This window comes from Tautonia marina, assembly GCF_009177065.1.
In the GTDB taxonomy this organism is placed as follows: domain Bacteria; phylum Planctomycetota; class Planctomycetia; order Isosphaerales; family Isosphaeraceae; genus Tautonia; species Tautonia marina.
Genome location: NZ_WEZF01000017.1, coordinates 1 through 18,237, shown reverse-complemented (window position 1 = coordinate 18,237; position 18,237 = coordinate 1). Strand labels below are relative to the sequence as shown.

14 protein-coding genes are annotated in these 18,237 nt (G+C 66.3%); 11 read left to right on the top strand and 3 right to left on the bottom strand.

Annotation, left to right across the window (positions count from 1 at the left end):
• Positions 1 to 231 precede the first annotated feature (231 nt).
• The 6 genes from GA615_RS19240 to GA615_RS19215 all read left to right on the top strand — a co-directional run bounded on the left by GA615_RS19240 (position 232) and on the right by GA615_RS19215 (position 4,628).
• A complete protein-coding gene (locus tag GA615_RS19240) occupies positions 232 to 1,254 on the top strand; it encodes an aspartate-semialdehyde dehydrogenase (RefSeq protein WP_152052952.1) in 1,023 nt (340 codons plus the stop codon).
• 24 nt (positions 1,255 to 1,278) lie between these two features.
• Positions 1,279 to 1,773, top strand: a complete 495-nt coding sequence (locus tag GA615_RS19235) for a hypothetical protein (protein ID WP_152052951.1) — start codon at positions 1,279 to 1,281, stop codon at positions 1,771 to 1,773.
• A gap of 184 nt (positions 1,774 to 1,957) precedes the next feature.
• Positions 1,958 to 2,233, top strand: coding sequence for a type II toxin-antitoxin system ParD family antitoxin (locus tag GA615_RS19230; protein WP_152052950.1), 276 nt, complete (start codon positions 1,958 to 1,960; stop codon positions 2,231 to 2,233).
• The gene (locus GA615_RS19225) at positions 2,230 to 2,556 is read left to right on the top strand and encodes a type II toxin-antitoxin system RelE/ParE family toxin (RefSeq protein ID WP_152052949.1); all 327 of its coding nucleotides are present in this window, start codon (positions 2,230 to 2,232) and stop codon (positions 2,554 to 2,556) included. Before GA615_RS19230 ends, GA615_RS19225 begins: the two co-directional genes overlap by 4 nt.
• A 92-nt stretch (positions 2,557 to 2,648) precedes the next feature.
• Complete coding sequence (truA, locus tag GA615_RS19220) at positions 2,649 to 3,419, top strand: tRNA pseudouridine(38-40) synthase TruA (protein ID WP_152052948.1); 771 nt, start codon at positions 2,649 to 2,651, stop codon at positions 3,417 to 3,419.
• Between the two features lie 12 nt (positions 3,420 to 3,431).
• A complete protein-coding gene (locus GA615_RS19215; protein ID WP_152052947.1) occupies positions 3,432 to 4,628 on the top strand; it encodes a glycosyltransferase family 4 protein in 1,197 nt (398 codons plus the stop codon).
• On the opposite strand, the gene GA615_RS19210 is transcribed toward GA615_RS19215, so the two are convergent.
• The gene (locus GA615_RS19210) at positions 4,557 to 6,437 is read right to left on the bottom strand and encodes an ArnT family glycosyltransferase (RefSeq protein WP_235905560.1); all 1,881 of its coding nucleotides are present in this window, start codon (positions 6,435 to 6,437) and stop codon (positions 4,557 to 4,559) included. The genes GA615_RS19215 and GA615_RS19210 overlap by 72 nt on opposite strands.
• Positions 6,438 to 6,653: 216 nt before the next feature.
• On the opposite strand from GA615_RS19210, the gene GA615_RS19205 reads away from it, so the two are divergent.
• A complete protein-coding gene (locus tag GA615_RS19205; protein ID WP_152052946.1) occupies positions 6,654 to 7,901 on the top strand; it encodes a hypothetical protein in 1,248 nt (415 codons plus the stop codon).
• Positions 7,902 to 7,933: 32 nt separating this feature from the next.
• On the opposite strand, the gene GA615_RS19200 is transcribed toward GA615_RS19205, so the two are convergent.
• Complete coding sequence (locus tag GA615_RS19200) at positions 7,934 to 8,392, bottom strand: hypothetical protein (protein ID WP_152052945.1); 459 nt, start codon at positions 8,390 to 8,392, stop codon at positions 7,934 to 7,936.
• A gap of 83 nt (positions 8,393 to 8,475) precedes the next feature.
• Entirely contained in the window at positions 8,476 to 9,180 is a 705-nt protein-coding gene (locus GA615_RS19195; RefSeq protein ID WP_161602427.1) for a 3-keto-disaccharide hydrolase, read from the bottom strand.
• 304 nt (positions 9,181 to 9,484) lie between these two features.
• On the opposite strand from GA615_RS19195, the gene GA615_RS19190 reads away from it, so the two are divergent.
• From GA615_RS19190 to GA615_RS19175, 4 genes are all read left to right on the top strand, one after another.
• Entirely contained in the window at positions 9,485 to 12,367 is a 2,883-nt protein-coding gene (locus GA615_RS19190; RefSeq protein WP_152052943.1) for an Hsp70 family protein, read from the top strand.
• 495 nt (positions 12,368 to 12,862) lie between these two features.
• A complete protein-coding gene (gene mfd, locus GA615_RS19185) occupies positions 12,863 to 16,282 on the top strand; it encodes a transcription-repair coupling factor (RefSeq protein ID WP_152052942.1) in 3,420 nt (1,139 codons plus the stop codon).
• A gap of 159 nt (positions 16,283 to 16,441) precedes the next feature.
• Positions 16,442 to 16,630 carry a hypothetical protein gene (locus tag GA615_RS19180; RefSeq protein ID WP_152052941.1) on the top strand — a complete coding sequence of 63 codons (189 nt, stop codon included), beginning with the start codon at positions 16,442 to 16,444 and terminating at the stop codon, positions 16,628 to 16,630.
• A 249-nt stretch (positions 16,631 to 16,879) separates the two neighbouring features.
• On the top strand, positions 16,880 to 18,237 hold a 1,358-nt coding region (locus GA615_RS19175; RefSeq protein WP_161602426.1), incomplete at its 3' end, for a CARDB domain-containing protein.

Genomic DNA, 18,237 nt, shown 5'->3' with positions numbered 1-18,237 from the left:
GGCTCATCCTGTTTTCTTGGCTTGAAGCAGATCATTCTACTCAGCGACGATCAAATTCGCGCCGCCATCTTTTTTTCCAACCGATTGACGATCCCGGTGGTCCCCCAGCCTTGTGATCGTTGGAGACGTGGTTTCGCATCCGTCGATCCGCTAGAATTCATCAACTTGAGTTGCGCCCGGCCTGAGGGCCGATCGGCGCTCGATGTCATCTTCAGAGAGGAGCGATTTGTCGTGAAGCGCGTTGCTGTGGTCGGGGCCACCGGGGCCGTCGGAGAACGCATGATTCGATTGCTGGAGGAACGCGCGTTTCCGGTCCAATCGCTCACCTGCCTCGCCTCCGAACGCTCGGCCGGAGCCAACCGAACCGCCCGGTTCCGAGGGCAGGACCTCCCCGTCGAGCCGATCCGTGAGGACGCCTTTCGCGGCATCGACATCGTTCTGTCGAGCGTTCCCGGTTCCGTCTCCCGCCAGTGGAGCCCCATCGCCGCCGCGGCCGGGGCCGTCGTGGTCGATAACTCCAGCGCCTTCCGGATGGACCCCGACGTTCCCCTCGTCGTCCCCGAGGTCAACGCGCACGACATCCCGAAGCACAAGGGGATCATCGCCAACCCCAACTGCTCGACCATCCAGATGGTCGTCGCGCTGAAGCCCCTGCACGATGCCGCGACCATCCGTCGCGTGGTCGTCAGCACCTATCAATCCGTCTCCGGAGCCGGTCAGAGCGGCCTCGTCGAGCTGGAAGAACAGCTCGAAGCCCTCGTCCACAAGCGTGACTGGCCCGCACCGTCGAAGTTCGCTCACCCGATCGCTGGCAACTGCCTGCCTCATATCGATGTCTTCCTCCCCGACGGCTACACCAAGGAGGAGCGGAAGATGATCGACGAGACGCGCAAGATCATGGGAGACGACTCGATCGAGGTTGTCCCCACCTGCGTCCGTGTCCCCGTGCCGTACTCGCACAGCGAGTCGGTCCTCGTCGAGTTCGACCGCCCGCTTTCTCCCGACGATGCCCGATCCCTCTGGGCGAAGGCCCCCGGCGTCACCGTGCTCGACAACCCCGAGCACAACCAGTATCCCCTCGCCGCCGACGCCGAAGGCCACGACGACGTCTTCGTCGGCCGCATTCGCCAGGACCCGGGCCGCGCCAACGCCCTCTTGTTCTGGTGCGTCAGCGACAACCTCCGCAAAGGCGCGGCCACTAACGCGGTGCAGATCGCCGAGGAACTGGTGAAGCTCTCCCCCGTCAATTCCTGACCGCCTTTCGGACGGACGATCGGCATGACCTCCCACCCGCTCGACCTCGACGCGGCCCGCTGTCGCCTCGTGCTCAACGACCTGAGCGGGGAGGAGATGGTTGCCGTCGCCGAGCATGCTTTGGACCAATGGCTCTGGTGCGACGAATTCTGCGTCCTCGTCGGCCTGAAGAACCCTTTGATTTGGGAGGTTCGTCCCATCTTCGAACGCGGTCTCAGGACGCTGGGTCTGGAATGTCCCAGTCGAAAACAGGCCCTCATTGGCGTCGGTTGCTGGCGGTCGATGCAGGTCCTCGACAGGATGACCTCTCCCGCCCTTGCCGCCTGGAGTCTTCGCCAGATCGCCGGTAAGCACTGGTCCGATTGCGATCCACTCCTTCCGTTCGTCTCGCTCGACGAGGATCGCCAATCTGCCGAGGGGGAGCACTGGCGCACGGTGCAGGCGCGGTCTGATCGGGCCATCGTCGAGGAGGCCCAACGATTCCTCCGCGACCATTCGCACGCCTTCCCCCAGCCGTGACGATGCGGAAGATCAAGCTCACCCTCTGCTATGACGGTGCCGGATACCACGGCTGGCAGCGCCAGCCGGGGCGGCCCTCGGCGCTGAAGCTGAAGCTGCGAGACAAGCAAGCGTGCATCAGTTGGCACTGCTTGGCAAAAGAGAAGGGGAGTGGTAGTCTTGGCGAGATTGGAGGCCGCTTCTCATGAAGATACACGTCTCGGAACGCTGGGAGCCGTTTATTCGTTCCCAGCTGCAAAGTGGCAAATATGCGTCCGAGGATGACGTTGTGGATCAGGCCCTTGATCTGCTCAGGCAACGCGAGGCGGAGCAGGCCAGTGAGCGAAGTCGAGTCGAATCATTGCTCATCCAGGGCTTGGATTCGGGGCCTGCCACGCCGATGACTTCCGATGATTGGGATGAAGTCGAGCGAGAAGGGCAGCGGCTCATCGCGGAGCGCAAGGCGAAACGCGCCCGATGAACGAGGGGATCGTCCTCAAGCGGCCTGTCGCTCGCTTCGACCTGGCTGCCTGTTACGCTTACATTGGGGAACGGAATCCCGATGCTGCCTATCGGTTCCGCATGGCCGCCGAAGCCACGTTCGCCGCTCTGGCCGCCTCGCCCGGCATCGGAACCCCTTACGAGGTTGAGAACCCGCGCCTTGCCGGGCTCCGCTGCAGCCGGGTGAACCGCTTCCGCAACTACCTCATCTTCTACCTGACCATCGAGGGCGGTATTGAGGTCATCCGCATCCTGCACGCGGCACGAGATATTCGCGCGATTTTGGAAGATGAGCATGAGTGATCAGGAAGGGACGAGTTGGTGAACCACCTTGTTCCAGTAGATTGACAACCATTCTGCGGCGACCATTCGCGCACCTTCCCCCAGCCGTGACGATGCGGAACATCAAGCTCACCCTCTGCTATGACGGTGCCGGATACCACGGCTGGCAGCGCCAGCCGGGGCGGCCGACGGTTCAGGGGGAACTCGAATCAGCGATTGAGCAGATCCTCGGTGATCGCCCGACGACCCTCGCCAGCGGCCGAACCGATGCCGGGGTGCACGCGATCGGGCAGGTGGCGACGTTCGAATCCGAGACGACCTTGCCCCCAGAGGTGCTCGTCCGCGCCATCAATGCCAAGCTCCCGCGATCGATCCGGATCCTCGAAGCCGAGGATGTCCCGCTCGACTTCCACGCCACCCTCAGCGCGACGAGCAAACGCTATCGCTACGTGATCGACAATTCCCGGATCCCCGACCCGTTCCAGCGGCACTATTGCTGGCACGTCGGCTACCCGCTCGATGTCCCTCGGATGCACCGGGCCGCCCAGGCGCTGAAGGGGACGCACGACTTCCGCAGCTTCGAGACCGAGTGGCCGAACCGCCAGACGAGCATCCGCACCATCTTCGACATTGCCGTCTCGCGTCACGATCACCTGGTGCATGTCGAGGTCGAGGCCGACGGCTTCCTGTACAATATGGTCCGGGCGATCACCGGCACGCTCGTCCTGATCGGCAGCGGCCGACGCGCAGAAACCTTCGCCGCCGACGCCCTCGCCGCCCAGGCCCGCCGCGATGCCGGACCGACCGCTCCGCCGCAGGGCCTGTTCCTGCTCTACGTCCGTTACGAGGGCGAACGCCCCCCTTCGACCGAGGAGAGGCCCTGACGCCTCGGCTCCATGCGCATTGTTCACGTCATCACGCGATTGATTCTCGGAGGCGCTCAGGAGAACACCCTCTTGACCGTCGAGGGGTTGCACCATCGCTTCGGCGATGACGTGACCCTCATTACCGGCCCCGCCGAAGGCCCCGAGGGGGACCTGTTCGACCGCGCCGAGCGTCAGGGGCTGAAGGTCGAGCTGATGCCGGAGTTGGTCCGCGCCATCCGACCCGGAACCGACTGGAAAGCCTATCAGAAGCTCCGCCAGGCCATTCGAAGGCTCAATCCCGAGGTCGTCCACACCCATAGCTCGAAGGCCGGGATCGTCGGCCGCGCCGCCGCCTGGGACGAGAAGGTGCCGCTCGTCGTGCACACGATCCACGGCTTGCCCTTCGGGCCGTCGGAGAAACCCTGGCGCAATCGGCTTTACGTCGGCCTGGAGCGCTGGGCGGCAAAGCGGTGCCACGCGATTGTCAGCGTTTGCGACGCCATGACCGAACAGGCCCTCGCCGCCGGGGTCGGGGTGCCTGAGCAATTCGAGACGGTCTACAGCGGCATGGAGGTCGAGCCGTTCCTCAATCCGCCCAGACCCCGCGAGGCCGTTCGCCGCGAGCTTGGCCTGGCCGATCACGAGGTCGCCTTCGCCACCGTCGCCCGATTGTTCGAGCGCAAGGGGCACGAGGATATTCTCGACATCGCCCCTCAGGTCCTTCGGCAGAATCCGAACGTCCGATTCGTCTGGATCGGCAGCGGAATCCTCCGCGACCGGCTCGAAGCCGAGGCCGACCGGCTCGGCATCCGCCACGCGATCCACTTCACCGGCCTTGTTCCGCCCGATCGCATCCCGGAGTTGCTCAACGCCTGCGATGCCGTCCTGCACCCGAGCTACCGGGAAGGGTTGGCGAGAGTCCTGCCGCAAGGCCTGATCGTGGGGCGACCGGCGATCAGCTACGACGTGGACGGGGCAAGGGAGGTCGTGATTCCGGAAACGGGGATTCTCGTCCCGTTTCTCGACCGCGCTCGGCTCGCCTCGGCAATCCTCGAACTGGCCGGAAACGCCGACCGGCGAGCAGCCCTCGGGCGTGAGGGCCGTCGCCGGTTCGCCGATCAGTTTCGAAAGGAAACGATGGTCGATCAGCTCCGATCACTTTATGCGGAGCGACTCCAGGGTCTCTCGCCCCCGGGCGACGGTCGGCACCGGGCCTCCGTCGGGTGAGGTCGTCCCCGGCTTCGGCCGGATGACTACCACCTTCAGCTCCTCGTTCCGGAACCGCTCGACGTTGAACCCCGCCACTGTGCCGCGTTCCTCGACCTCCAGGCGGGGGTGATTCCGGAGCATTTCCAGTTCCAGGGGCATCAAGGCCGAGACGAGCGCCCCCGTGCGCCGGGCATAGTTGTCGGCATCCACCCGGCCGAGCAACTCGGGAATCGGATAGCCGATCGAGTAGATGATTCCCGGCGGTTTGAACGACGCCAGGACCGGCACCGCCCCCTCGGTTCGCTCGATCCGATCGAGCGCCTTCGCCACCTTCTGAGGCAAGCGGTACGGCTCGACCGACGGCAAGAACCAGGCGCCGACGATGAGCAAGACGGCTGCCCACGATCCGACCAGGCTCGCCGCGGCCCGCTCGGTCGCCCCGTTGCGCAGGCGATCCACCGCGTAGACCGTGCCCAGGCCGATCACCACCGCCGCCGCCAGGCAAGGCCATCGCAATGCCCCCGGCAGGGCCACCGCTCCGGCCAGTCCGCCGACACTCAGGGCGATGCCGACCCCGGCCAGCAGTCCCAGCGACGTGCTGCCGAGCGTCCAGCGCCTTAGGTTCAACTCCGATCGCGACAGGGCAACGATCAGCCACCCCACCGCCAGAGCACAGGCCGGATAGGCCGGCAGATAGTAATGAATAATCTTCGTCCGCATGATTTCGAGCAGGAGCAGCGGCCCGATGATCCACCCCAGCACAAACCCCGCCGCGGGCATCTGTTTCCGCTGTCGCCAGAGGCCCACCAGTCCGGCCGGCAGCAAGGCCGACCACGGGTAAAGCAACGGTAAGGAGAGGACCACGTAATAGCCCGGGAAGCCGCCGTGAGTCTCGATGGCCTCGGTCGCCCGCTTCAAGACGTGGTAGCCCCAGGCCACGCTGTAATAGGAGCCCTCACTGATGATCCCAATGGCGACATACCAGGGAGCCGCAATCGCCAGGAATAGGAGGAATCCCCAGTTTCTCACGAACCAGCGGCTTGTGACCCGGGCCGTCAGTGCGAGCATTGTGGCAGGCACCGCCACCAGCCCGGCCAGGCCCCCCCTGGCGATGGCTTCCCGAAATCGCAGGCCCTCATCCAGACCCGTTGCATCGGGCCAGATCGGCCCAAGCAAGCGTCGATATCCGGCCGTCGGCCCTCCCCACCACCAGGTCATGATCCCGGCCGAGGCAAGGATCACCGGACCCGCCGGGCCCTTCGTCAGGACCGCCAGCGCCAGGCACGCCCAGAAGGCCGCCGTCAACCACCGGCTCGATCGCTGACTGAGTTCCCAGACCGACCACTGAGCGCCGATCAGCCAGAGCAACAACGCCGCATCGGTCGTCGCCAGCTTCGACTCGGCCACCATGATCGGCGCGGTCGCCAGCGCCAGGGCCGCCCATCGCCCCTGCGCCGGTCCGAACAATCGACGACCGAACCCCCAGATCAAGAGACAACTGGCCGTCCCCGCCAGCGACGAGGCGAGCCGGGCTCCGAACGGGTTGTCTCCCCCGATTGCAGTTCCACCGAGCATCAGCCAGTAGATCAGAACCGGCTTATGGTAGCGCGGTTCGGCGTTGAACGTCGGGTGGATCAGGTCGCCACTTTGGCGCATTTCCCGCGTACACCCGGCGTACCGCGGCTCGTCGCGGTCCCAAAGGCTCGCGCGGCCATTGCCGGCGAGGTTCAGGGTCAAGGCCAGCAGACCGATGAGCACAGCCTCTCGCCAGGGGGGTCGTCCTCGACCGTCCTGGGAGGCTTTGGCAGTCGTTGCGGGAGCGTCCAACGGTTCCCTCCCTGGGGGTCGCTGCGATGCGGGGCGGCGCTCGCATCCTTGCTCGGGGTGGACAACCCCGGCCGCCCGATCCCGAACGGAGTCCAGAGCAATTCCGGACCCCTCGGGCTCGTCGCAGAATTTTCTATAATCGATCGGCTCGTTCCTGTTGAGCCCGATTTTCCGAAAGTTTCTCGACCGGCCCCGAGGCCGGGGAGCCCCTTTGCCATGTCGCAGGCCGAAACCGAGGCCCAGGCCCTGCTTCGTTCCGGTGCCCTTTATCCCGAGCGCGTGGGGCTCCAGCCGAATCACGGCGATTTGATTTTTTTCGGCGTTAAACACGGCGCCATTTCACTCTATTTCGGAAACGAGCCAAGTTACCACTTCGACCTCGAAGGCCGCTGGCTCCGCTGTTACGTCCATCCCAGTCACCTTCTTCGACGGCTCGACGGTTCGACCCAGGCCATCGATCGGCCGAGGGTCAACCATCAGATGCTCCTCAATCGTCGTACCCTCGACCCGGCCGAAGCCGCCGCGCTCGACGCCTCGATTCGCCAGATGGCCCTCGGCCTGATCGCCCGGCTCGACTCGGGAGACGTGACTCTGATCCCTCCTCCCGCTCCCGCTCGATCCATTGCTCCCGATCAACTCCGGGAACTGCTGTCCCGCATCAGCCGCTGGGATGCCGCTCGCTGGGATGATCACCGCCGAGCCTTCGCCAGGACCTACGGCCCCCTTCCGGTTCTTCCCCCCGACAGCCAGGATGCTCTTGTCCTTCAGGCGACCGTCGCTCCAGGCTCAGGAGCGGCGGTCGAAGTGCGGTCCCCCGAAGCCTTTGCCGAGCATTGCCGGAATGTGACCCATCTGCTGGGGAAGGGGATCATTCCCTCTCGCAACCTGTTCCTGGCAGGTCCCGACGTGCTCTGTCGTTCCCCCGATCTGGTCGAATCGTACCTTCGAATCGCTGGCGAAGCCTTCCCCCTGGCCGAGGCTCCCGCCCCTCCTCGGCGCTTGGAGCTTCCCGTCGATCGGCCGCATCGCGAGGGCATTCATGCCGTGCTGGGGGCGTCCGATGGCCCCTTGCCCGACGCCTCGGCCTGGTCCCGCTATCAGGCGCTCGGCCTGCGTCGCGTGACCTTCGGCCTGGCCTTCGGATCGGATCCGAACTCCGCCTGGCCTATCACTCCCCGAGACGACCTCAAGCGTCTCATCGCCGAGGCCCGAGCCGCTCACCTGGCCGTCAGCCTGGTGGTCTGGCCGGGCTCTCTCGATCCCTCCACCGAGGCTGAGGAACGCACCCGAACCGTCGCGTTGATCGAATCGCTTCCGTTCGGCAAAGGAGACCACGTCTACACGATCGAGAACGACGACGCCACCGAACCCCCCATCACCGCCTTGCGATCGGCGCTCACTCCGCTTCGAAGGACGCTCGGCCTGAAGGTCTTGCCTTACAACCTCCGCAAGCAGGGGCTTTGAAAGGGGGGGGCGAACCTCTCCCGCCTTGCCGGTCAGTCCATGCCTGCCCCGGCCGGGATCGGTTCCTCCTCGGGAACTCCGACCGGATTGCTCGGCGCGGGGACGTCGGCCTCGGCCTTGAGACGCTGCTGCGTGGGATCGGGCATCCCTTCGGGCCAGATGTAGAAGCCGCCTTTCCAGCGAGGTGCAATTTCCCAGGTGCCCCAGATTCCCTTGCCTTCGTTGAATCCCGCATAGAAAACGTCGTGGCGGCCGACGTACGTTTTGACCCAGTGGCAAGAGCCGTCGTCCAGGTTGTAGCGTCCTCGGACCAGGAACATGCCGACCCGGTCGCGGCCTTCTCCGGAGAGAACCCCCTGGCGAAACGTCAGATGCAGTTCCATTCCGTGACGGCCGGGGAGTTCCTTTTGCAGGAAAAAGCCGACCCAGGGGCCCGACGGGAACCGGGGATCGGTCTCGTTGGGGGGAATGGGGGTGTCCGTCTCGCTCATGGGTGCCGAACTCCCTTCCGGGATTTCCAAGGGTTCGGTCGAGAGACCTTGGGGCTGAGGCAGCGGGAGCGATCGGCTCCGTCTCAATCGGCCTTCAGTTCCTTGATCCGAACGTTGCGGTACCAGGCCCGGGCGCCGTGGTCTTGAAACGCAATGTGGCCGACGCGAGGGTGGTCCTTGATCGCGGTGAGAAATTTGTGCCGCGAGCCGTCCGGGCGGCGGGTGGGCTCGGGCCATTCCTCGGTGTTCAGAGTCGCGGTCTGGGTTCCGTTGACGGAGACGGTGACAATCGGCCCCTGGCACCGGATCTCGATCTCGTTCCATTCGCCGGCCGGTCGAGCCACATTCGAGGCCGCCGGAACCAGGTCGTAAATCGCCCCGAAGCTGTGAATGCCGGTCCCTCCCGGACCGACCTGGCACTCAAACCCCGTTCTCGGGTTCCGAGACGGGGGACCATGATGCGTCTTCGGATCGACCAGGCGTACGAACACGCCCGAATTGGTCCGCTCGGTCTCTTGCTTCACCTCGCACCGGAGGATGAAATCCTCAAAGACATCTTCGTGGTACACGAACGCTCCACCGTTCTGGAAGACCTGGAGCGTTCCATCGTCGATGGGATCATCGTACGGCGATCCGTCACCGTTGCGCCAGCCTTCGGTGGAGGAGCCGTCGAACAGAATGCGCCAGCCATCCTCCTCCGATCGAGGAACCGTGGCGGTCGCGTCGATTGGCAAGAAGGTGAGATTCGCGGCGAGGGCCAGAATGGCCGGCAAGAACGGATGGGGCATCGTGACGGGCTCCTTCGGTGCGATTCGGAGGCGATTCTCACTGTACTCGGACCCTCTTGCTGGCTCAACGCTCGAATCAGGAGTCCTGACGCCCCTGCGTGCCCTGATGCTCGCCGATCGATCCCTCGATTCAGACTCGGGGGTCATCGTCGTGACAATCGGAGTAGAATATCCCGGGAGACCTCCGCGAACACAGTCCGCGATCCGGTACGTCAACCGCTTGAGTCTCAACAAAGGTCGATTCGTGCTCGCTCCGTTTCCTTGACACGCTTTCTTTCGTTGCTGATTTGGATGGTCCTGTCGTATGGCTCGCTCGCGATACATCGTTGGCATTGATCTTGGAACCACCAATTGCGCCGTCGCGTTTGTCGACACCAAGGGGAAAGCCCGGCCCTCGGCCGCGATCCAACCGTTCCCGGTACCCCAACTCGTCGCTCCGGGCGAAACGAGCCCGAGGCCGATGCTCCCCTCATTCCTCTACCTCCCTGCCGGGCCTGAGTTGCCCCCCGGTGCCTCGGTCTTGCCCTGGGATGAAGGGGCCTCTCGAATCGTCGGCGAGTTCGCCCGATCCCAGGGAGCCCGCGTCCCCGCCCGCCTCGTCGCCAGCGCCAAGAGCTGGCTCTGCCACGCCGGGGTCGATCGCGAGGCCGCCATCCTCCCCTGGGGAAGCCCCGAAGACGTCCCCCGCCTCTCTCCCGTCGATGCCTCCGCCGCCCTGCTCGCCCACATCCGAGACGCCTGGAACCACAAGATCGCCCGCGGCGACGACGCCTTAAAGCTCGAAGCGCAGGAGATCGTCCTTACCGTTCCCGCCTCCTTCGACGAGGCCGCCCGAGAGCTGACCGTTGAGGCCGCCAAGCGAGCCGGCCTGGCCCATCTGACCTTGCTTGAAGAACCGCAAGCCGCCTTCTACTGCTGGATCGTCACCCATCAATCCGGCTGGCAGAAGCAGGTGAAGGCGGGCGAGCTGATCCTCGTCTTCGACATCGGCGGCGGCACGACCGACTTCAGCCTGATCACCGTCAACGAGACCCCCACCGGCCCAGGCTTCCGCCGCGTGGCGGTCGGCGATCACCTGCTCCTGGGGGGCGACAACATCGACCTGGCCCTGGCCCACCTCGTCGAGGGGAAGCTCGGCGGCCCCCGCCTCGACGCCGAGCAATGGAGCGCCTTGCGCTATTCCTGCCGGTCGGCCAAGGAGCAGCTCCTCTCCTCCGGAGGCCCCGACCGCGTCCCCGTCACCATCCCCGGCCGAGGCTCCCGGGTCATCGGCGGCAGCCTGAAGTCGGAGCTGTTGCGCGACGAGGTCCGATCGGTCGCCATCGACGGCTTCTTCCCGAGCGTCGATCGCACGACCGAGCCCGACCGCTCCGCCCGCGCCGGCTTCCAGGAGTTCGGCCTCCCTTACGTCAGCGACCCGGCCATTCCGAAGCACCTGGCCGCCTTCCTCCGTCGCCACCGGGGCGAGGCGATCCTGCCCGAAGGCCACCTGCCGGACGCCGACTCCCGCCCCGCCCGGCCCGACGCCATCCTGTTCAACGGCGGCGCCTTGACCCCCCAGGTCGTCCGCGATCGGATCGTCTCGGTCGTCACCTCCTGGTTCCCGGACGAGCCGGACGGGGCCTATGCCCCCCGCGTCCTCTCGAACGACTCGCTCGACCTGGCGGTTGCTCAGGGGGCGGCCTATTACGGGGTCGTCCGTCGCGGCGGCGGCATCCGGATCGGCGGCGGCACGGCCCGATCCTTCTACATCGGCCTCCAGGCGCAGGACGACGGGGCTGCCCCTTCCTGGCTCTGCACCGTCCCCCGAGACGCCCAGGAAGGGGACGAATTCCACATCGAGGACCGCAACTTCGAACTCCTCGTCGATCGCCCCGTCCTGTTCCCCCTGGCCAGCAGCTCCGTCCGGCCGCAGGACAAGCCCGGCGACCTCGTGCCCGGCGACCCGAATTCGATCCTCGACCTCCCCCCGCTCGCCAGCGTGATGCGGGTCGGCCGCAAGGCCAAGAGCGAGCGCGTGCCCGTCAGCCTGGCCGCGCTCGTCACCGAGATCGGCACCCTCGAACTCTGGTGCCAGTCCCGCACCGACGACCGCCGCTGGAAGCTCCAGATCCAGTTCCGCAACCCCGCCGCCTCCGGCAACGCCCCCGCCGCGGACCTCGACACCGACACGGAACAGGACATCCTCGAACAATCCCTCGTCGATGCCGCCGTCTCCGCCGTCCGCCTCGCCTTCGAGACCCCCGATCCCCAGGCCGAGCACGGCGCCGCCCGCCTCGTCAAACGCCTGGAGGAGGTGCTCGACCTCTCCCGGGACGACTGGCCCCCCTCGGCCCTCCGCGCCCTCTGGGAACCGCTCCGCGACCATGCCGCCGACCGCAAACGCTCCCCCCGCCACGAGCAGCGTTGGCTGAACCTCGCCGGCTACTGCCTCCGCCCCGGCACCGGCTACCCGCTCGACCCGGTCCGCATCAAGGCCCTCTGGCCGACCTTCCACCAGGGGGTCACCCACGCGAAGGACGTGCAATGCTGGGTCGAGTGGTGGGTTCTCTGGCGACGCGTCGCCGCCGGCCTCAACCGCGCCCACCACGACGAGATCTACCGACGCCTCGCCCCCTTCCTCCTCCCCGGCAAGGGGGGGGCCGGCCCCGCCTCCAAGAAGCTCAACCGCCCGAAGCCCGAATCCCACGAGATCGCCGAGATGTGGCGCTGCGCCGCCGCCCTCGAACGGCTCGAACCCTCCCTCAAGGTCGGCCTCGGCGACGTCCTCGCCAAGGTCGTCGGCCGCCCCCATGCCCCCCGATCCGCCCTCTGGTCCCTCGGCCGCCTCGGCGCCCGGATGCCCCTCTACGGCCCGGCCAACACCGCCGTCTCGAAAGACGTCGCCGAACGCTGGGCGTCCTCCCTCCTCGCCGTCGACCCCTCTTCCGACCGCGAGCGCGACGACCTGATCTTCGCACTCTCCCAGATCGCCCGCGTCTCCCGCGACCGCGCCCGAGACCTCGACGACCCCTTCCGCTCCCAGGTCCTCGCCCGCCTCTCCTCCCTCGGCGCCGATGACGAGGAAACCGTGGCACCCGTCCGCGAATTCCACGAACTCCGCTCCCGTGCCCAGGGGGTCGCCCTCGGCGACGCCTTGCCGGTGGGCCTCCGCCTGGTCGGTGAGGAGGGCTCCACCATTGATTGACTGAGCGTCTTCCTGTCGCGATTGCCTCAATAAGACCTCGCGCAGAGACGCAGAGAAGAGGAGTGATACGGAATTGCCTGGAAGAGTTGCCTTTGCGTGTGGCCGGGGCAAAGCACAGCGTGCCCCGGGTCCGGCGGCCTCCGCTCCCGGGGCACGCTGTGCTTTGCCCCGGCCACACGGGCAATGAGCGGTGATCCAGGCATTTCGGCATGAGAGAGGGAGCGAGGAAGAGGAGTGTTCAGGAGCCACCCAATCGCCCGGCTCAAAACCAGACCAGATGTTTCCTGGCGAATCCCAGAACATTGCGTGAACCATCGAGGCTCACCGTCTTCTTTCCCTCGCGTCTTCTCCGCGTCTCTGTGTCTCTGCGTGAGTCCCTCCCATTCGTCATTCAATCCGCATGGGCGAAATCCAACCTTCTCCCTACAATAACCCCACTTCCTTTGCTCCCGGCCCGACCCCGGGCGGTCCTCCTCGCCGATCATCGAGGGAACGATGCCCGACGCCTCCACCGCCCGATCGCTCGCCGATCCCCGAGCCCTCACCGATCTGACGCGCCTCATCCAGACCGCCGACGGCTTCCCCGAGGTCCTCGCCGCCCTCAAGAACAACCGCGGGGCCACGATCGACGGCGCCTGGGGCTCGGCCGCTCCGCTCGCCGCCGCCGCGTTGAGCTGGCACACCCCCAAGACGCTGCTCGTCGCCATCCCCCACGTCGGCGATGTGGACGACTTTGCTGACGACCTGAGCACCTTCTCCAGCCTCCCCGTCGCCGTGCTGCCCGCCTGGGAGAAGCCGCCGAGCCAGGCCAATCCCGGTGATGAAACGCTCGCCAGGCGCCTCCGGATCGCCCGGCAATTGCTCGACGACCCCCCGCGCATCCTCGCCGCCTCGTTCCAGGCCTTGATGCAGCCGGTCCCGACCCCCGAGGCCCTCGCACGGGCTTCCCGCACCCTCCGGGTGGGCGAGACCATCCCGGTGGAGGACCTGATTGGCTGGTTCGTCGAGCGGGGGATGACCCGCGTCGAGGTGGTCGAGGTCGCCGGCGAGTTCAGCCTGCGCGGCGGCATCCTCGACGTCTTCTCCCCCGACCGGGCCGAGCCGGTCCGCGTCGAGTTCTTCGGCGACGACGTCGAGTCGATCCGCCCCTTCGACCCCGAGTCCCAGCGATCGCTCGGCACGCTCGATGCCGTCTCGCTGACCGCCCCCGTCGCCGCGGCCGATCACTCCCCCGACGCCCTCGGCCACCTGGCCGATTACCTCCCCGAAGGCTCCTGGGTCGCCCTCGTCGAGCCCGACGACCTGAAAGAGCAGGGGGGGCACTACCTCGGCCGGGTCGAGAACCGCCGCGGCCTGTTCACTGTCAACGGCACCTTCAAGCGCCTCACCGAACGCCCCTCCATCGCCCTCTCGGCCGTCGCCTCCGCCAGCCTCGAAACCACCTGTCGTCTGCGGGTCGAGAGCGTCGAACGCTTCTCGGGAGAACTCTCAAAGGTCAAGGCCGAGCTGGAAACCGCCTCCGGTGGGCATCGCGTCCTCATCGCCTGCCACAACGCCGCCGAGGTCGAACGCCTGAGTGAGGTCTTCGCCGACACGTCCCTCGTCCGAGAATCCCGACTCGAACTGACCATCGGCCGCGTCCGATCCGGCTTCCATCTCATCGACGCCGAATTGCTCGTCATCGGCGATCATGAGCTGTTCGACCGCACCGAGGTCCGCCGCGGCACCGGCCGTCGCCGCTACGAGAGCCGGGCGATCGACAGCTTCCTCGATTTGAACGAAGGGGACCTCGTCGTCCACCTGAACCACGGGATCGCCCGCTATCGCGGCTTGCAACTCGTCGACAAGGAACGCGATAACGGCGGCTATGCCGAGGAACAGCTCGTCCTCGAATTCGCCGAAGGCACGCGCCTTTATATCCCGATTGCCAAGATCGACCTCGTCCAGAAGTACGTCGGCGGCGGCAAGATCGACCCTCCGCTCTCGAAGATCGGCACCACCTCGTGGGAGAAGCGCAAGAAGCGCGTGGCCGAGGCCGTCGTCGATCTCGCGCAGGACCTCATCGACCTGCAGGCCGAGCGCGCCCACAAGCCTGGCATCGCCTATCCCGAGGACGACTCCCACTGGCTCACCGAGTTCGAGGCCGCCTTCCCCTATCAGGAGACCCCCGACCAGCTTTCCGCCATCGAAGCCATCAAGCGCGACATGGCCCAGCCCCGGCCGATGGACCGCCTCATCTGCGGCGACGTCGGCTACGGCAAGACCGAGGTCGCCATGCGCGCCGCCTTCAAGGCCGCCGACGCCGGCAAACAGGTCGCCGTCCTCGTCCCCACCACTGTCCTGGCCGAGCAGCACCACCGCTCGTTCTCGAAGCGGATGGCCGAGTTCCCCTTCCGCATCGAGGTTGTCAACCGCTTCCGCCCCAAATCCGAGATCAAAGCAGTCCTCAAGGACACCGCCGCCGGCCAGGTCGATATCCTCATCGGCACCCATCGACTCGTGCAGAAAGATGTCGCGTTCAAGGATCTGGGTTTGATCGTCATCGACGAGGAGCAGCGTTTCGGCGTCGAGGACAAGGAGTGGCTCAAGTCCCTCCGCGCCACCGTCGACATCCTCACCCTCTCGGCCACTCCCATCCCCCGGACCCTGCACATGGCCCTGCTCGGCATCCGGGACATCTCGAACCTCGAAACCCCTCCCCCCGACCGCAAGGCCATCGAGACGCGGATCACCCGATGGGACGACCAGATGATCCGCCAGGCCATCCAGCGTGAACTGAACCGCGACGGCCAGATCTACTTCGTCCACAACAAGGTCTACGATATCCAATCCGTCGCCGACCGCATCCAGCAGCTTGTGCCCGACGCCCGGATCATCATCGGCCACGGCCAGATGACCGGCGATCAGCTCGAAAAGGCCATGATGACCTTCGTCCGCCACGAGGCCGACATCCTCGTCGCCACCACCATCATCGAGTCCGGCCTCGACATCCCCAACGCCAACACCATCTTCATCCACGAGGCCGACCGCTACGGCCTGGCCGACCTGCACCAGCTTCGCGGTCGCGTCGGCCGCTTCAAGCATCGTGCCTATGCCTACATGATCCTCGAAGAATCGAAGGCCGTCACTCCCAACGCCGTCCGACGCCTCAAGGCGATCGAGGAGTTCACCGACCTCGGCGCCGGCTTCAAGATCGCGCTGCGCGACCTCGAGATCCGGGGGGCCGGCAACATCCTCGGCGCCGAGCAGTCCGGCCACATCGAGGCCGTCGGCTACGAACTCTATTGCTCCTTGCTTGAAGGGGCCGTCCGCTCCCTGACCGGCAAGGGGGAACGTCCCCGCTACGACTGCTCGATCGAACTGTCCTGGCGTGCCTATCTGCCGGCCGATTACGTCCCCTCGCACAAGCTCAAGGTCGAACTCTACCGCCGCGTTGGCCGCCTCCGCAGCCTCGAACGCCTGGCCGATTTCCAGCAGGAACTCATCGACCGCTTCGGCCCGCTCCCGAAGCCCGCCGAACACCTGCTCGCCGAGGCCGAGCTGCGCATCCTCTCCGAGCACTGGATGATCTCCCGCCTCCATGTCGAGGACGCCTTCCTCGTCCTTACCTACCGCAACCCGAAGCGGATCGACGCCCTGGCCAAACGCCATCCCCCCTCGACCGTTCGGATCGCCGACAGCAAGACCGCCTACGTTCCCCTCGGCGACGACCGCTCCCCCGCTGCCATCGCCGCGCTTGCCCGCAATCTCCTCGCCACGCTGACGTCATCCCCCCAATCGTCTCCGTCGAAGCCCTCCCCGAAACCTCCGGCCGCCGCGTCGATTGCCCCTCCTGCCGCACCCGCTCCCGAACCCGACCCCAGCGTTCCGCTCAGCCAGGGCCTGAAAAGCCGCACCCGGCGCCGCAAGGCTTGATTCCGGTTCGGCACGATCACGTTCTTCCCCCCGAGGCGACGACCGTTCTGCTCCATCGTCGGTTTGAAAACCCTTGCTGCGAACCTGGATCACCGGACATCTGTCTCAATCTTCGGACAGGTGTTCGGGCAGCCTCGGAACCAGACGGGGAGCACCCTCATGGCCTCGAACAAGAAGCGCCGGAAGCAAAACTCCGTGGCTCGACGGATTGAAGGAGCCAAGCCCGCCTCCGCCTCCGATGGTGACCGCCGCCGCCGGGCGTTCGGTGCCCAGGTGGATGAGGCGCTCCGCCGCAAACGATCGGTCCGGGACTGGACGATCGACGAGGGCCCACCGCCGGGTGTCTAATTGCAACCGCCCACGGCAGCGCGTGCTGCCCCAATCGGCGGCAAATCAAGTGAGGCCGGTTGTGTCGATTGTGGCGGCGGTCACCACTTGACCTTCCGCGACGGGCTCGATACCGTACCGATCTGGCCTGATCTGGTCCGAGCCTGACCCGCCTGACTTGCCACGCGGCAAGTCGAACAAAGGATGTCGCGGGGGTGGCTCGGATCAACACGGATGACGATCCGGCCGAGACTCACGGAGGAGACGACCATGGCGACGCACGACCGTCGAGACGCCAAGGGGCGACGCAGCGGCTCGCGAGGCCCGAGCATCCTGCGGTTCGAACCGCTGGAAGGCCGCCAACTCCTGGCTGCAAATTTCGGGTCCGCCCTGGCCGGAGCCCGAGGCCCCGACCTCGTCGCCGTCTCCTTCCGCTCCGATTCGACCGGAGACTGGGGAGAGTCGATCAACATCAGCGGCACCCTTCGCAACGAGGGGAACGTCGATGCCGCATCTCCCTTCAAGGTTGATGTTTATGTCTCGGCCGCTCCCGATCGCTCGACCGGCGCGGTTCGGATCGGCTCGGTCGAGTTCGACGGCGTGAAGGCGGGCGACGAGGTCGAATTCCAGGAGACGCTCGACCTGCCTCCGGTCGCCGTGCCCGGCATGAGCAGCGACGACGCCGTTCATATCGGTCTGGTCGTGGACGCCGGCAACGCCGTGGCCGAGGTCAATCAGGCCAACAATGTCGATCGCGGTCTGAACATCGACTCCGCCGTGGTCCGAATCGTCCCCCAGGCGTCGGCCCACCTGGAGGTCCGCTCGGTCGAGTTCGAGAACCCTTCGCCCAACTGGGGCGAGCTGGTCCAGGTCACCGCTCGGATCGAGAACACCCACCCGGGACGGGCCCCGGCCTCGGTCGCCCGGGTCGTCCTGACCCCGCCGAACATCCCCGCCGGAACCGGCCAGGATGTGACCCTGGTGGGTGATCTGGAGGTCCGGGAGCTGCAACCCTATTCCAGCGCAAAGGTTTCCGGCTACGTCCGCCTGCCCGATGGCCCTCCCAAGGACTTCCCCGAGGCTGGCGGTTTCATCGCTCGGGTCGTTGCCGATGCGGGTTACGACGTCCACCCGGTCTTCGCTCCCCAGGCCCCCCAGGGACGAGGGATCGACTGGGAGGTGCTGACCATCACCCCCGCCTCCGACGCCGACCCGGTCGACCCCAACCTCGCCCGCCCCGATCTCGCCGCCTCGACCCTCTTGACCCCCGGCGCGACCTTGACCTGGGGGGGAACCTTCCAGGTCGCCGCAACCGTCACGAACCAGGGGCCTGCCTCTGCCGGCCCGCTCCATCTCCGCTTCCTGCTTGCCGGGCCAAACGGCGAGCTGAACAACGCCCTGGTCCTCGGCGACGCCCTCCTGGAAAACGGCCTGGCCGCCGGTGCCTCGCAGACCGTCAACCAGACGCTCAAACTCCCCGGCAAGCTCCCGTTTAACATCCCGCTCGGCGACGGCATCGGCCGGCTCGTCGTCCAGGTCGACCCCGAAAACCTCGTCGATGAGTCGAGCATCTCGAACAACTTCGCCCTCTCAGTCCCGATGACCCTGAAGCTCCCGGTTCCCGAGGC

What these genes read in the sequence shown, in the direction of transcription:
- truA (WP_152052948.1), top strand. Translation starts at nt 2,649, where the DNA reads ATGCGGAACATCAAGCTCACCCTCTGCTATGACGGTGCCGGATACCAC.
- GA615_RS19190 (WP_152052943.1), top strand. Translation starts at nt 9,485, where the DNA reads ATGGCTCGCTCGCGATACATCGTTGGCATTGATCTTGGAACCACCAAT.
- GA615_RS19205 (WP_152052946.1), top strand. Translation starts at nt 6,654, where the DNA reads ATGTCGCAGGCCGAAACCGAGGCCCAGGCCCTGCTTCGTTCCGGTGCC.
- GA615_RS19225 (WP_152052949.1), top strand. Translation starts at nt 2,230, where the DNA reads ATGAACGAGGGGATCGTCCTCAAGCGGCCTGTCGCTCGCTTCGACCTG.
- GA615_RS19230 (WP_152052950.1), top strand. Translation starts at nt 1,958, where the DNA reads ATGAAGATACACGTCTCGGAACGCTGGGAGCCGTTTATTCGTTCCCAG.
- GA615_RS19235 (WP_152052951.1), top strand. Translation starts at nt 1,279, where the DNA reads ATGACCTCCCACCCGCTCGACCTCGACGCGGCCCGCTGTCGCCTCGTG.
- mfd (WP_152052942.1), top strand. Translation starts at nt 12,863, where the DNA reads ATGCCCGACGCCTCCACCGCCCGATCGCTCGCCGATCCCCGAGCCCTC.
- GA615_RS19200 (WP_152052945.1), bottom strand. Translation starts at nt 8,392, where the DNA reads ATGAGCGAGACGGACACCCCCATTCCCCCCAACGAGACCGATCCCCGG.
- GA615_RS19215 (WP_152052947.1), top strand. Translation starts at nt 3,432, where the DNA reads ATGCGCATTGTTCACGTCATCACGCGATTGATTCTCGGAGGCGCTCAG.
- GA615_RS19195 (WP_161602427.1), bottom strand. Translation starts at nt 9,180, where the DNA reads ATGCCCCATCCGTTCTTGCCGGCCATTCTGGCCCTCGCCGCGAATCTC.
- GA615_RS19180 (WP_152052941.1), top strand. Translation starts at nt 16,442, where the DNA reads ATGGCCTCGAACAAGAAGCGCCGGAAGCAAAACTCCGTGGCTCGACGG.